Source organism: Coxiella endosymbiont of Amblyomma nuttalli, assembly GCF_018107685.1.
GTDB lineage: Bacteria > Pseudomonadota > Gammaproteobacteria > Coxiellales > Coxiellaceae > Coxiella.
Genome location: NZ_CP064834.1, coordinates 65,174 through 81,430 on the forward strand (window position 1 = coordinate 65,174; position 16,257 = coordinate 81,430).

The window sequence follows — 16,257 nt, forward strand, 5'->3', positions numbered from 1 at the left end:
GCGGGAAAATGCCTTTTCAGAAGCGCTAATAAATCACTCACATAAAATTTACTTTTCATTCTTGCACATTACTATATCGCAATAATGTCGCTTACAATCTCTATACCAACAAGATTGATTGCACCGATAATCAGCAGAAACTATTTTTAATAACACAAATTTGGAAATAATCTCCCGTTAATAAATTGAACATTGTTTTAATCGATAAAATCTAATCTAAAAATTGAAAATTAATTGAAAATTTTTAAGAAAGCTAGGATATACAATTAAAAACAATTTATGATAGAGTTAAGTTTTAATTAATAGTTTTAATTAATGGTTCACCTGCTATTTCTAAAAATTCATAGATAAATGCACTGAAGAAATGATGTATGGTCAAGGACTATGCAAAACACTCAAGTTATCAGACACGCCCTGGAATTCGAAGGGGTACTTTCTTAATTTTTGGCGTTTGTATCGTTGCTTTCATATTAGCTCTAATCTTCTATCATCAAAAATCCAATCGTATTCATTCGAAAAATAAAACGGTGTATTCAGCAACGATACCTAAATCGGCGTTCTACGCTCCAGCAGCCTCAAAACTTCAATTCTCTTTCTATACTATCTTGCCTAAAATGCAAGTACCTATACCAAAATCAGAAAAATGAAAAACAGTCTAAGTGAACCAACTTGAAAATCGTACTTCTTAACCCAATCTATAGGAAGGCTAACCTGGGAGATGGTGTGAAACAATTATGCGGTACTACGATTCTTTCAGTAAGACGACATGGTAAAGTCGTCATCGGAGGAGATGGGCAAGTATCAATGAATAGTACCATTATGAAAGCAAATGCCCGGAAGGTCCGCCGACTTTATAAGGATAATGTCATTGCGGGGTTCGCAGGCGGTACGGCAGATGCATTCACCCTTTTTGAACGATTTGAAAGTAAGTTGGAACAGCATTTAGGTAATTTAACTCGGGCAGCGGTGGAATTAGCAAAAGATTGGAGAACCGATCGTATGCTGCGTCGCCTTGAAGCTTTGCTAACTGTTGCTGACGCTAAAACATCTTTAATTATTACGGGTATTGGAGATGTTATCGAACCGGAACAAAGCTTAATGGCTGTTGGTTCGGGAGGTCCATACGCTCAAGCAGCCGCAAAAACTTTATTGGAAAATACTACTCTCAGCGCACGAGAAATTGTGGAAAAGGGGCTCACCGTTGCTGCTGAAATCTGCATTTATACAAACCACCAATTTACAATTGAAGAACTAGAGAGCAAAACATAATAAACCAGGCATTTTATGGTAGACATAAAGAATTCTTTATCTACAGTACATGCTTCTGAAGTCTCGATGACAATGACACCACGCGAGATTGTGGCTGAACTCGACAAATTTATTATCGGGCAAGATGAAGCGAAACGGGCAGTAGCTATTGCTCTTCGTAATCGTTGGCGTCGTATGCAATTATCAGAAGAATTACGACGGGAAATATTTCCAAAGAATATTTTAATGATCGGCCCTACCGGTGTAGGTAAAACGGAAATCGCTCGTCGTTTATCCAACTTAGCAAATGCACCTTTTCTTAAAGTGGAAGCAACTAAATTCACAGAGGTAGGTTATGTAGGTCGTGATGTAGAATCTATTATTCGCGATTTAATTGATGTTGCCGTTAAAATGACACGCGAAAAAGCTATACGTCAAGTAAAAAGCATAGCGGAAGAAGCCGCGGAAGAGCGTGTATTAGATGCTTTAATTCCACCAGCTCGTGGTGCTTTTACAGGAGAATCTAGTAATAAAGAAGAATCTTCTCTCGGAGAGATAAAAGAGTCTGCTACGAGAAAATTATTTCGTAGAAAACTACGTAATGGGGAACTAAACGATAAAGAAATTGAAGTAGAAGTTAGCGCAACACCGTCTTTCGAAATTATGGGCCCCCCCGGCATGGAGGAAATGGTAAGTCAATTGCAAGGCATCATGTCAAGTATGGCTAATCGACGTACAAAGTCTCGTCGCTTAAAGGTCAAAGACGCTCGACGTATTTTAGAGGAAGAAGAAGCCGCAAAACTGGTCAATGAGGATGAAATAAAATCTCAAGTACTCATGAGTGTTGAACAAAATGGTATTGTATTTATTGATGAGATCGATAAAATCGTTAAACGGGAGGGGGCTGTTGGCACTGATGTTTCACGTGAAGGTGTACAACGGGATCTTTTGCCACTTGTTGAAGGCAGTACCGTTTTTACTAAATATGGAATGGTTAAAACCGATCATATTTTGTTTATTGCTTCTGGCGCCTTTCATATCGCAAAGCCGTCAGATTTAGTTCCTGAATTGCAAGGTCGTTTTCCAATTCGCGTGGAACTAAAGGCACTCACGGCGGATGATTTCGTGCGAATATTAACTGAACCCAAAGCTTCTTTAACGGAACAATATACTGAACTGCTAAAGACAGAGGACTTTGGTTTGAACTTCACTAAAGACGGTATTAAACGTCTAGCGGAAATTGCTTATCAAGTTAATAACCGTTCAGAAAATATCGGCGCTCGTCGCTTGCACACGATTATGGAGCGATTACTAGAAGAAGTCTCCTTTGAGGCTACTGATAGACAAGGCGAATCGATTACCATCAACTCTATTTATGTTAATGAACAATTGCAAAAACTGGCTGAGGACGAAGATTTAAGTCGGTATATTCTCTAAATATCAAGGTGTCTAAATATACTAGGGTGTATAAAATTATTAGATAATGAACTAAACATAAGGAAAATGTTTTATTTTGGCCAGTTTTGACTAGTCGTTTATAAACGGTACGAATGAATATAAAGCAAAAAATGGTGAGTTGATAAGTCCAGTTAATACAAGTACAAGTACGCTATATGTAGACTGTGCCATAAACTTAATTGAAAGGCCTTAAGAGTGATTAAGAGATCAGCTTTTCTGTGTGGAAGAACACCACAGAAAAGTACTGGCTGTAATAATATAGGTGCTCTTTTGTAACACGTACGTTTCCCGTCGGCCAATAATAAGTCTATTAATGTGGAGATCTGTATTTATAACAAAGAACTGATCGGTTAAAAGTTTCAGCAATCACTGGACAGTACGTTACTATAATAAACGACCATCCGGAAACTATACGATTATGTTTCTCCTGGCACAATCTTAAGAGAACAGAGCAAATGCATCTAGAAATACTAATAAATCAATATACTGACAAACTAATATTGTATTGTAATGTTTAAATTTAGCATGCTTAACGGAAATGGATACAATAATCCATCTCAAACATTCAGATGCCTTTACCGAGAATTTTCAATTTTTATAATTTTTATTATACTTCCGTGAAGTATATCGTCATCCTAATTGATAGCCTTGACTGATATTCGTTATTTAGTTGCTCTGTATCTTAACTTTATTTAGCGAGTAGTCCTTGCGCCTCATAATGGTATATGTCAGATTAGCAGATGAAATAGAATTATTTAATTAATTCATTATTTAATTAATTCATCAAAAGCTACCGAACGAATCGTCTTCTAAGAGAAGACAATGTAGTTTTTAATCTGCATTTTAATCTATCTGTTACGGATACAAATTGCCAATTAGTATAATCAACCAGGAAGAGATATTAGAAGGAGACATATGGCATCAGTTGTGCTGATCTTGCGGGCGGGTTATGATTAGTGCATGAATAAGATGGAAGAAATCACTTATTTCGGTTATCAGTCCATTCTTCGGCATGAAAAAACTGCTAAAGTGGAACAGGTATTCAAATCCGTAGCCAAAAAATATGATTTAATGAATGATCTAATGTCCTTTGGCACTCACCGCTGCTGGAAAAATTTTGCTGTAATGCTTTGTCACTTGCGTCAGGGGCAACGCATCTTGGATTTGGCTGGTGGTACAGGAGATCTCACCCGACAAATAAGTCCTCTTATTGGTGACAATGGAGAGATTATATTAGTAGATATTAATGCGGCCATGTTATCAATAGGACAGAACCGATTATTAGATCAAGGAATTTTTAAGAATGTTAAACTAATTCAAGCTAATGCAGAAGACCTTCCTTTTTCCGATAATTTTTTCGATCGCATTATTATCGGCTTCGGGCTTCGAAATATAACAGATAAGATGAAAGCGCTTCGGTCCATCTATCGTGCCTTAAAACCAGGCGGATTTATAACTATTTTAGAATTTTCCAAACCAGCATCAACGTTATTGAAAACTCTCTATGACGTTTATTCCTTTAAAGTATTACCCTGGCTTGGCAAGATGGTCGCTAATGACCAAGCGAGTTATCGCTACTTAGTAGAATCCATTCGCGTTTATCCGGATCAAAAAACACTACTTGTCTATATGACCAAAGCTGGATTTGAAAACTGTGATTATCATAATTTAAGTGGCGGTATCGTTTCTGTCCATAAAGGTTATAAATTTTAATGCTCACATTAGTCTTATCTGGATTAGAAAAGGTGCTTAATACTTGTCTGCAACTTGATCCCGCAAGCACTAAGCGTTTGTCTAGCGTGGAAAATAAAATTATTAAAATAGAATTTACCGACTGGAAGCTTTCTTTTTTTATTTTGCCTTCCCAATCCAAGATTCGTTTGTTGACTGTTTGCAACAATAAACCTGACACAATTATCACAGGCACATTTTTTGGTTTATTCAAGATAGGATACGCAAAATATAAAGGTTCTGCTTTATCTGAGCATGCTGTTGAAATTAGTGGTAATACGAACATAGGTGAAGAAATACGAGATATCTTATTGAATATTGATATCGATTGGGAAGAATGTTTATCAAAAATTACAGGTGATATTATTGCCCACAAAATCAGCGTAGTAATTCATCGAGCGAAAGACATCAGTAAATTTGTTACTGAAACATTTTATAAAAATATAAAAGATTATCTACAAATAGAAGCTCGATTTACTCCGACTGCTGAAGAAGTAGACTTTTTTATGCAATCATTTAACCATCTTCAATACAACGTAAAACGCACAGAAGCGAGAATTAATCGTCTACTAGCGAAAAGGAAAATATCTATATGATACGCCCCTTGCAGCTAATCCGATTAGTTCAAATTAATTTAATTATTCTCCGCCATAGTTTTAATCGTCCTGTAGCCAACGAATTTTCGCCATGGCTACGGATGTTAAGTTATTTAAATCCATGGAGTTTTGGTCAAAAAGGTAAAACTCGAGGAGGATCTTTGCGTACCGTACTTGAAAAATTGGGACCTATTTTTGTTAAATTTGGGCAACTACTTTCTACTCGACGTGATCTCCTACCAGATGATATAGCAGAAGAATTAGAAAAATTGCAAGATCAAGTTCCACCGTTCCCAGGAAAAATCGCGAAAGCAATGATTGAGAAAGCTTATGGAAAATCTATCTTAACATGTTTCGCTAGTTTTGATGAAACACCTTTAGCTTCTGCCTCCATTGCACAAGTACATACAGGTACTTTACACAACGGAAATGAAGTTATCATCAAAGTATTGCGCCCACATATTTTTAAAACAATTCAGCGTGATATCGCATTAATGTATCTAGGTGCAAAATTAGCTCGTAAATTTTGGAAATATGGTAAGCGGCTAAAACCTGTAGAAGTAGTTGCAGAATTTGAACAAACTATTTATTACGAGCTTGATTTAATGCGTGAAGCTGCGAATGCTGCTCAATTGCGACGTAATTTTACTGATTCTAAAAAAATGTATGTACCAAAAATTTATTGGAATTATGCTCGTAGTAATGTGATGGTAATGGAGCGTATTCACGGAATCCGTATTTCCAACATCGCTGAATTAAAAGCTGCCAACACTAATTTCAAAAGATTAGCTGAATCTGGTGTTGAAATCTTTTTTACGCAAGTGTTGCGTGATAGTTTTTTCCACGCGGATATGCATCCTGGTAATTTGTTTGTTGATGTTAGCGATCCTGAAAATCCTAAGTATCTCGGCGTCGATTTTGGAATTATGGGCTCATTAAGCCCACAAGACCAGCATTATATTGCGGAAAATTTAGAGGCTTTTTTCAGACGGGACTATCGGCAAATAGCTATCTTACATGTGGAATCTGGTTGGATTGCTCCCAATTCTCGCGTTGACCAATTTGAAGCAGCTATCCGCACTGTCTGCGAGCCCATTTTTGAAAAGCCTCTAAAAGATATTTCGTTTGGACGATTATTAATGCGGTTATTCCAAACCGCTGATCAATTTAACATGGAGATACAACCCCAATTGTTACTGCTGCAAAAAACATTAATCAGCGTTGAGGGTTTGGGTCGTCACCTTTATCCCGATTTAAATCTTTGGCAAACAGCGAAACCTTTCATCGAAGATTGGATGCGTAAACAACGCGGTCCTCGTCATTTTTTTGAGATAACCAAAAAGGAACTATCTGTTACCATCAAGGCGGCTTTAAAAATACCTCGGCTATTTCACGACGTTCTGCAGGAAACTAATTTGCGTCAACGCGTAGGATACCAAAATCCGTTAACACCACCCTTGAAAAAAGATAAGTGTGCTTTTATTTTCGGTATTGGTGTTGCTTTTTTAGTTAGTACGATTGCCAGTTTTTTTATCAGATCCATGTCGATAACGCACTGGCAATGGATAGCATGTGGACTGGGAATTTTTTTGATTATTCTTGGATGGTGATAACTGCACGGAGTGAAGCCATTTGCTTTATTTAAAGCATACACGTTTTCCTATTTTGAAACGTAATTTGATTTCGACAGCAAAAAGGTACATATTAACGGTATAAATAACACTTAACAAAATAATTAACTTACAATAAAAAATAATAGTTCTCTATAAGTTAAGAATAATAGTTTTTTGCTATCACACTGATGATATTTTTAACTAGACTCGATTGGTATGGTCATGCCATAAATGCACAATCGTTGATTAAGATAAGTTAGTGTAGCTTTAAGACGTTGAAATTACATAATAACTAAATAGTGAAAATTTCTGGAAGACTCATCTGAAGACAAAAATCTGCTAATACCCATAAAAAACGCCGCCTGCTTTAAGCTAGTATGTTGCAAGCTTGGCAGTAATAAGGAAGGATAGTGTGGATAAAAAACGTGACAGTAGCCATTATTTTATATAAATTTATATAAAAATATAAATTTATATAAAATTAAAGAATAGATAATCGAATAGATAATCTATTCGCAATTTTCTTGGTAGGTAAATTGCAAGTACTGTTTTTCTTATATCTCTCACAGATGAATCATGATTTCAAAAGAAAGAATCTATTAAAGTTCTAACCCAAACGACGCAAGGAGAGCGATTAATGGGTTTGTTTCTATGTTCTTAGTATTTTTAAATCGCATCACTATATGTGTTTTTAAAGTGAGCCGTTTATATATTGTATCACTCCATCTGCAAAGCACACGTCGCGCTTGATTGTGATATATGTTCGAATATTAAGAAGGTTATAGTAAGTACCTCAACTCAGTGGCTCGCATTTAATTAAATAAATTTAGGAAGTGGAATTGCCATATTACGATCTCATGATAGTAATTCAGATATCGATAGACACTATTTACTACTGGTACAACAAAAGTCCTTAAAATAAGGAATCATAGTAGATATTTTCAGAAACTAATGGAAAATCAAATTTGATAATTGGTTTTGAAAATGTTGGCAGTGTGTCGAAATGAAATTTCGTGATGAGTTAATATCGTGATGAGCCAGTTAATCCTATCCGGTTTGTCGGATTAGATTACTGTCCACTGACATCACAACTAGAAGTGCATAATATGATGACCGTGGTGTGGCATACGAAAACTCGGTTACTTGTGCTATGCTCTCATGTAGTCAGAGCTTGCTGCTAACTTGGAAAATAAATAATAGCTACTTCGATCGATTCTTCAACTTACATCACAGAAAATTTTAAAAAAGATTATAACTACACGATTATACGCTGTAGCAATTGCTAAAACTTATTTTTTGTAAGATTACCCATGATATCTTTAAAAGATCCGAATTATCCATCTTGCACTATATACACTGCTTTCCGATAGAAAGGCAATGAAGCTTTATAGCACAAATGCGTATACAGATGTCTACATGAATTTGGTAAACCATACACATTTCCTCATTTTTGCTTGAATATTCTGTCAAACATTGTCCGATTTTAATAAACTTCACTTGCTTAGTGATTGTTATCACAAAAGGAATCGTGCTACAGATAGATTGCAATTTTTGGATGTAACAACTGGAAAATTCATATTCACTTTTAATCGATTAGATAAACCAACTGTTAATAGAAAACGAAATAGAACATTAATATGTCAAAAGATTTTAGTTGACTATCGATTCACATCAGTCCAAAAACCAGACATCGGCTTATTTTTACTTCCTCCAAGCAGATCCTTTGGAGCCTCCGTGATAGAAAGGACAGACATTTTAATTAGATGAACAAATTGAATCGTTAATACAGAGGCATTATATACCGTAACCATGTGATAATGGTCAACTGCATTAATTATTCCCGTCTTTCAAGCTCGTTTAGTTTTTCTTCCAGCATTTCTAGCTTTGTTCGTGTACGTGCCAACATTTTCACTTGAATATCAAATTCTTCCCGCGTCACTAAATCCATCTTACTAATAGACTGCTGCAAAATGCTTTTAAAATTTTTTTCTAAATCCTTCGGTAAATTCTTAACACCAGGCGGTATCAGTTCTAAAAGACGATTTACGATATCATTAATGTATTTTGGATCAAACATACTCTTTCCTTACCTTCTTTCTATTTTAGCTATATCATTCACTAGAATCATCAAAGATAACATTCATAATTTAAGAATATCCTTAAGATTTAGTATAATTCAGAAGATTTAGTATAATTCAGGAACACGAGTTTAGGAACATAAGTTGTTTGATCAGATTCATATGTTTAATAACCGCACCAGTATTGGCAGCACTGACCTGATAAGCGCGTTCAGCAAGGGCGTTTTTTTCCTGAGGATTATGAAACAGTTGCGCAGTTGCATTAGAAATGCTTTGACTATCATTTACAATAATTAAAGCGTTTGCTCCTTTTAATAACTTGCTTGCAGCTACAAAATTATGTAAATAATGTCCGCTGATGAGCGGAAGATGAAGAGCGGCGGGCTCGATAAGGTTGTGTCCGCCAACAGGAACGAGGCTACCCCCTACAAAGGCAACATCACTAGCTGCATAAAGTAAACAGAGTTCACCCATGGTATCACCAAGTAAAATATCCGTTTTTGAGTTCGGAATTTGTTGCAGACTTCGTTTGACAATTGAAAAACCGGTTGTTTCACATAGTCGAGCCACTTTAGCAAAACGATCCGGATGTCGTGGTACTAAAATTAAAAAAGCTTGTGGAAAATGAATACGAAGTTGATGAAATGCTTCGAGTAAAACGATTTCTTCACCTTCGTGGGTACTCGCTGCAATTAACGTTGGACGTGTTCCCCAAGTTTCTCGAAGAGATTTACCTTGCTGAATAAGCGATATTGGTATGTGGAGATCAAATTTCATATTACCAGTGATCACTAATTGTTCAGGTAATAAACCAAGACGAATAAATCGTCTTCCATCGACATCGCTTTGAGCGGCCACACAAGTAATCTTTGAAAGCATTTTTTTTGTAATACTATCGATGCGTTGATAATTCTGCATAGAACGTTCCGAAAGACGGGCATTGGCTAAACACACAGGAATATTTTGTTGATGAGTATAATGTAATAAATTAGGCCAAAGTTCCGTTTCCATAATGATAGCAAATTGTGGATGAACGCGTGTTAAAAATCGTTTAATAGGAGCCGGCAAGTCATAAGGTAAATAAACATGGCGGACCCGTTTAGTATCGAAATTTTTCTGGACCTGTAAAGAACCCGTTGGCGTTGTAGTGGTTATCATCAGTGTATAATGAGGATAATGTTTCTGTAGCGCTTTAATCAAAGGAATAGCAGCAACAGTTTCTCCTACGGAAACCGCATGAATCCAAATAGAATGGTCATTTGGATCAATAGCATCGATATATCCAAAGCGTTCAAAAAGTCTCTGACGATACCCTTCTAGTCGCACTGATCGCCATAATAAGCGAAATAATACGAAAGGCATGGCAACATAAAGTAATAAGGTATACAAATAACGCATAAGCTTGGTGTACAATCCCATATCATATTGTATTAAGCTTTTACTGAAATGACGCACAATAACGCGAATTGAATCTAATAGCAATGTTTTGATAACGATGTTAGTAGAAAAATAATTAAGTAATTAAGAATACATCACTAGAGTCATGGCAATGCTAAGTGATTTAGTTCAGAAAAATACCTTACTACTTACTCCAACCGTCTAGCTCATGAGAGCGTGTGGAAATCACGACTTTTCCAAATGACTCAATAAGATGATTGATGATAGTTGCGATATGCCATATAGATGCATATCCAGAACATAAAGTTTTATCGGTGTTGAATCAATTTTTGATAACTATTAGTTCTAATTTTAGTTCTAATTCGTTTTCCTACTGGCACCAAATTTTCCGATTGTAAGATATAAATGGTAAAAAAGGAACATTAATCAAATGGATTTTTGAATGGAGAAAAACTTCAAAATTGCGCACAGTTGGTTCTTTAATAGTAATGAGACACCGACTGTTCTATGTAATTTGAAATTCCCGTATTAAGATACACTGTGTGAGCAGAGGTCGTTTTATACTCTAGGTTTTATATCTCGGATTCGCTATCTTGGATATCTATTTTATAGATAAGAATTCTGGATAGCATATAAAATAGTATTATGCAAAAAAATCGTAACTTATTTGTTCTGATAGATTTTCTCGGTTGTAGACGAGCCACTATGGATTCTACGCTATAAAAAGGAATCCATGTCAATGGCTTACACGTACGCATAAGACTAAAGTTATGGAGCATTTTGTGATCGTGATCTCTATAATGTTATTACAATTTAAAATTTGGCTGGAGAGAATATCTTTGAACAATTAAGTTCACAAGTTCACACGAAAGTGCGCCATGCTTGTTGCTGGCGTAGCTAATTAAGATAAAGATGCTGTTATTTTTGTAACTCGATCATGATATTACAGAATTAGTAAGGTTTTGGATAGAGCTCATTGTCACCAGTGTATTTAAAGTGTATAAAAACGATTAGAAATTGAAAAAATGAAACGTAAAAAGATTACGGTAGTGGTTTCGTGTTGCCTGGCGAATTAGTGAACTATATATTATCTGATGTGATGTAACGCGAGTTGTTTTAGATTGGATGCAACCGAACTGTCAAGTCTGCAAAGCAACCATGTGACAAAGTTCTAGGCTATCATACCATTTCATGTACAAATGTCAATTAAATATCTGTACAGTTGATATAGGACAAGAGCTAGCCTCACAAGATGTGCACGATATCACAATGATTAGTATTAATCTTGACTCCACACTAACTTAGAAGAACTTTGTTATAGAAGGATCTATATCCATATCGCTATTGTTGCACGCTTGTCTGCGCAATATTTGAATAATTTTGAATAATGTAGTAATAGAAGCAGTGAAAGTCATGTCTATGTTGTTATGCCTGGCTTTGTCATATGAACGTGGGTAAGGCGGTTTTTTTAAACTTGTCTTAAAGTAGAAACATTAAAAATAACGATTAATTAACATATTAAAGGATAAAATGGAATGAATCTAGACTAATACGTGAGCCAACAATGAAATTCGGAGATGCATCATTTGGTGCAAAACAGTAGATATCTAAAAATTAAATACAGAGATTAAATACAGAATATTTTTAGATATGCTTTTATTTAACAGCGAGTCTCTGACTTTCGTAACTGATTGATAAAAAGCAATCTTGCTGAAATTGCAGTTAGTGCTCATGAAACATATGCTTGAACTTGGCTATACATAATTTACAGTAGTTTACTGTCTGATTTAAATAGCGGGTATGTGCCGTAAAAAATGATAGACGATGATACAAATTTTCGATGTTCCTAAAGGAAGTGAATGGGATAATAGACATTCGCCTAATACTACCATCCAGTTAAGGAAATGGTGTTGTTGACACGAGACATTGAGTAGTTATTCTTAATACTACAACACATTAAACAATGATCTTGTATTATGATGGTGGTTTTTATCTCACGCTTTTGACTGATAGCATGTAAAAATTAATTGGCAGAATTTTGAATTATATCTATCATTATTAAATGATGATGCAAGATAATTATAGTTTGGTTATTTGTCATTACTTAATTTAGTATAACTACTACCCGAAAGCATTAGTATGGTATTCGTTAGCTTATAGGAATCGAATCATCTTACCTCTGGAGTACTCTCTTTTAATCTTTTAAAGCATAATAGTATGTTCCAGGATAGTTCTTAAAACAAGGCATATGCATTATTTAGCCGAGCGTTGCTTCTTCATAAGTGTTTTGGTAAACGCTTCATTAGCAGGTAATGTTATTGTCAAACGTTCTTTTTGCATAGATAGTCGGAAAATTTGATCGGAACATATTATGTTTATTGATTTTTTGAATTATCTTGATGGAATCATTAAAAGAAATTCTAAAATTAATTTTATAGTCATTAGAGAGGAATAGAATCCCAATTAGTACCCTAATTTCTAGACTATCTGCATTAGTAATAGTGCTACATAGTTCTGTGAGTGAATATCATTGACTGTTAATTCTACTCCCCGTTACAGAGTGCCTTCTTGCTTCAAAGATTCTTTTGCTGACTTTATTTATTAGTCAACTTTTTGTTTTGAATATAATACAATTGCGTTAGGCTAAAAATAATAAACTTCTTCTTCCGTGACAACGAGGTTTAGAGGGATATCCCATACTTCAGTGAACAGTGTATCTACTTTCTGAAATTCATAAGCAATACCTATCAAGAGTGGTTTTTTTTCTAAGTGCTGTAAAAAAGCTAGCGTCCTATCATAATAGCCAGCACCACGACCTAAACGATTACCCCTTTCGTCAAAAGCAACTAAAGGTAGAAATATTAAATCTAATGTCATTATAGAAATGGATTTTTTTTGAGAAAAGTCAGGTTCTTTGATGCCAAAATAATTTTTTATCAACAAATCTCCTGACTGATAAGAATAAAAACCTAAATGATGATCTTGGTTAACTTGCAAGGCAGGTAAACAGCATACCTTTCTGCCTCTTAAAGCCTCAGTCAGGAGATTTTTAATATCTACTTCGCCATCATGTGTAAGATAAAATGCTACCTGTTGGCTATCCTGGAATAAAGAAAGTGTCATTACTTTTTCACAGATAAGATGAGAGAGATTATTTCTTTGTTGAGGAGAAAAACTATTTCTCTTTTGACGCATGAGATTTCGAAGTCGTTTTTTTTCAGTTGAAACATTCATTCAAAATCCACATGACATTATTACTATAACGTTATTACATTTATAGGAGACAGATGGGGTGTAGGTAATCACCGGACTCCAAATAACTATTATCTCAAGGTAGCTTATAAATCTACTGAATAGCATGAATACACAGCCAGTTCTCTATAATACTACAATTTATACTAATGTAAGTTGTGCTGATTCAAATATGCGTTCTTGCAGATGTGTGAGCTACTAAAGAACTTTTATGTTACAACATAACTTCTTTGCATCTCTAGAGCATTTTCAATACAATGCTATAAATCTTGAATGCGCTTGGTTTATTACGCCAACGCGGTTTTTCAGTTGCATGAATTCATGGTAAGTATTTAGTGCGATAATAATCGTAATACGTTCGGTATTGTTGATACTAATACGAGTTTGTCGAATTTTTCATGGTTTGTACGTGCTGACATAGTCAGCAGCTTCCTGGAGATCTTGTTTCTGATCGAGTGGGCATTTAATTTTGTAACTGCGATCCAGGTTTTATAGAAATAATATTCTTTCTTCAGTCATGTAATTAATTTTTCTATTTTTTAGATGTCTGTAATTTTTCTAATTAACAGTAATTGCTCATGTATCTGATTGGATATTTTTATCATAGCGTATTATTTTTTACCTGTAAGCATGCTTTTTTACCTGTAAGCATGCGCATGCACGAAGCAAATGATATTAACCCGGTGTTCCAATTATTACGCTCAATGATGTATGTTACTTTCATCCTTGTGATCCTTATTATATTTTCAAGGAGTAATCTGCGTTTTATGATCTAACACAATAAGCACAGTAAAAAATAATATCAATATCCTATCTTTATTAAGGTCAATCTTATTAGTATTCTTCTTTAGGAAGAGAAGTTTTATAATGGAATAGTTACTGCTTTAAGCCAATCGACTAATGCCGTAGTGGGTAATAAATCCTTTAGTGTTTGATAAATTTGGTGATGATAATCGTTAATTTGTTGGATTTCTTCACTGGTAAGTATCTGGACTTGGATTAGCTTTCGACAATAGGGGACTAGTGTAAGATCTTCAAACATATAAAAAGGACCATGTTGAGTTCGGCTATCATCGGTAGTAAATTTTTCAATTATTAAACAAAGATTTTCAATCCGGATCCCATATTTATTGGCTAAATACACTCCAGGTTCGTTACTCAAAATCATACCTGGTTGCAGAGGAATATGTGTATTTCGAGCAGTAATTGCTTGTGGGCCCTCATGCACACATAAGTAACTACCCACACCATGTCCTGTGCCATGTCTATAATCGAGTGCTTTACGCCAAAGAAATTGATGCGCTAGCGCATCAATACGTTCTCCACAAGTATATTTTGGAAAAACTATATGCCGGATCGCTAAATGTCCTTTAAGTACCAACGTATAGAGTTCTTTTTGTTCTTCCGTTGGCGTTCCTAAATGGATAGTACGGGTGACATCAGTTGTTCCTGCTAGATACTGGCCACCAGAGTCAATAAGGTAAAGTGAGGAATCATCGATGCGACTATCAGTTTCAGGAGTTGCAGAGTAGTGAATAATGGCACTATGTGGCCCAAATCCGCTGATAGTCGCAAAACTTAAATTCACACAGCGAGGGTCCTCTCGACGAAATGCTTCCAGTTTGTTACTAGCTGTTATTTCAGTGACGTCTTCTTGCCAATGAGTTTCAATCCAGTGTAAAAATTTGACCATGCTTATGGCATCGATGATGTGTGCTTTACGCGCTCCTTCTTGTTCCGTTGGGTTTTTTATAGCCTTTGCCAGCGTAATGGGTGAAGGCTGAGCAATCCAAGTAGTAATGTTTTTTAACTGTTTCTTGACCCACCAGCTTGTAATTGTGGGATCCAACCATGGGATGCCTGACAGTTGTTGGAGCGCATTAGAAAACGCCTCATAAGGTTTTATTTGAAGAGAAATATCTTCAAATTTCGATTTAACTTCTTTTGTAATTTTATCGAGATCAACAAAGAGTGTAGCTTCTTTTTTAGTTATAATCGCGTAGCTAATGACAAGCGGATTATAGGTAATATCGTTACCCCGAATATTAAAGAGCCAAGCAATGGCGTCGAGAGTACTAAGTACGATAACATCAGCATTTACAGACTGGAGAGCTGTTCGTAATTGAGCTAATTTTTTTTCCGTACTTTTTCCCGCATAGAATTGAGGTTGTAAACGGATAGTGGTTTTTGGAAGGGATGGGCGATTTTTCCAGATTCGATCGATGAGGTTGTCTTCGACAACTATTAGATTACCTCCGTTTTTTTTAAGCGCATGTTTAATTCTTTTAGCTTGCTGAATACTAATTAATTGGGAGTCAGTAGCAAAAATAAGAGGACAGTTTTGTTGGACCAACCATTGGTCAATGGTTGGTATTTCTCCTTGCTCCATTTTTATTAACCGATATAAAGAATTATCGAGTTGCTGTTCCGCTTGTAAGAAATATCGTGAGTCTGTCCAGAGAAAAGCTTCATGTATTCCGATAACAAGATCTCCCGCAGAACCAGTAAAATTGCTGATCCAAGCACGACGTTGCCAGCAAGGAGGCACGTACTCGTTTCCATGTGGATCTGTTGCGGGTACATAGTAATAGTCTGCACCTATTTTACGGATGAGGTTCCGTAACTCAGATAAACGAGTGGCGATAAGGGTCATGTTCACCTCTGTTTTCTAAAAACGTTATCACATTGAATTTGAATTTGAGCTTCCATCCCAACTAATTCCGAGGGAAATTTTGTTATTTTGAGATATATCATCACATATAACCGATAACATCCTAGAGTGTCTTTTGGATATTATTAGTCATACTTTGTCTTTTGTGGAAGTTCCTTCGTTGTCATAAAAATAGACAGGCTTTAGTTTTATAGCCCTTAAAGTGATGGATA

At 35.6% G+C, this 16,257-nt stretch carries 10 protein-coding genes; 6 read left to right on the top strand and 4 right to left on the bottom strand.

The window, feature by feature from the left end:
* The first annotated feature begins 371 nt into the window (after window positions 1–371).
* The 6 genes from CEAn_RS00215 to ubiB all read left to right on the top strand — a co-directional run bounded on the left by CEAn_RS00215 (window position 372) and on the right by ubiB (window position 6,643).
* The gene (locus CEAn_RS00215; protein ID WP_211923855.1) at window positions 372–647 is read left to right on the top strand and encodes a hypothetical protein; all 276 of its coding nucleotides are present in this window, start codon (window positions 372–374) and stop codon (window positions 645–647) included.
* Between the two features lie 76 nt (window positions 648–723).
* Window positions 724–1,269: an ATP-dependent protease subunit HslV gene (gene hslV / locus CEAn_RS00220; RefSeq protein ID WP_211923856.1), complete on the top strand. Its 546-nt coding sequence runs from the start codon at window positions 724–726 to the stop codon at window positions 1,267–1,269.
* Between the two features lie 66 nt (window positions 1,270–1,335).
* Window positions 1,336–2,685: an ATP-dependent protease ATPase subunit HslU gene (gene hslU, locus CEAn_RS00225; protein ID WP_211924118.1), complete on the top strand. Its 1,350-nt coding sequence runs from the start codon at window positions 1,336–1,338 to the stop codon at window positions 2,683–2,685.
* A 981-nt stretch (window positions 2,686–3,666) separates the two neighbouring features.
* Complete coding sequence (ubiE, locus tag CEAn_RS00230; protein WP_211923857.1) at window positions 3,667–4,419, top strand: bifunctional demethylmenaquinone methyltransferase/2-methoxy-6-polyprenyl-1,4-benzoquinol methylase UbiE; 753 nt, start codon at window positions 3,667–3,669, stop codon at window positions 4,417–4,419.
* Window positions 4,419–5,033: a ubiquinone biosynthesis accessory factor UbiJ gene (locus tag CEAn_RS00235; RefSeq protein WP_211923858.1), complete on the top strand. Its 615-nt coding sequence runs from the start codon at window positions 4,419–4,421 to the stop codon at window positions 5,031–5,033. The genes ubiE and CEAn_RS00235 overlap by 1 nt, the downstream gene beginning before the upstream one ends.
* Window positions 5,030–6,643 (top strand): ubiquinone biosynthesis regulatory protein kinase UbiB, encoded by a 1,614-nt coding sequence (gene ubiB, locus CEAn_RS00240; protein ID WP_211923859.1) that lies wholly within the window; start codon window positions 5,030–5,032, stop codon window positions 6,641–6,643. The genes CEAn_RS00235 and ubiB overlap by 4 nt, the downstream gene beginning before the upstream one ends.
* 1,837 nt (window positions 6,644–8,480) lie before the next feature.
* Here ubiB and CEAn_RS00245 read toward each other — a convergent pair.
* The 4 genes from CEAn_RS00245 to CEAn_RS00265 form a co-directional block, all read right to left on the bottom strand.
* Window positions 8,481–8,723, bottom strand: a complete 243-nt coding sequence (locus CEAn_RS00245) for an accessory factor UbiK family protein (RefSeq protein ID WP_211923860.1) — start codon at window positions 8,721–8,723, stop codon at window positions 8,481–8,483.
* Between the two features lie 118 nt (window positions 8,724–8,841).
* Window positions 8,842–10,137 carry a lipid IV(A) 3-deoxy-D-manno-octulosonic acid transferase gene (gene waaA, locus CEAn_RS00250; protein ID WP_244670078.1) on the bottom strand — a complete coding sequence of 432 codons (1,296 nt, stop codon included), beginning with the start codon at window positions 10,135–10,137 and terminating at the stop codon, window positions 8,842–8,844.
* A gap of 2,628 nt (window positions 10,138–12,765) precedes the next feature.
* Complete coding sequence (locus CEAn_RS00255; RefSeq protein ID WP_211923861.1) at window positions 12,766–13,356, bottom strand: 5-formyltetrahydrofolate cyclo-ligase; 591 nt, start codon at window positions 13,354–13,356, stop codon at window positions 12,766–12,768.
* A gap of 880 nt (window positions 13,357–14,236) precedes the next feature.
* Window positions 14,237–16,027, bottom strand: coding sequence for an aminopeptidase P family protein (locus CEAn_RS00265; RefSeq protein ID WP_211923862.1), 1,791 nt, complete (start codon window positions 16,025–16,027; stop codon window positions 14,237–14,239).
* Window positions 16,028–16,257 lie beyond the last annotated feature (230 nt).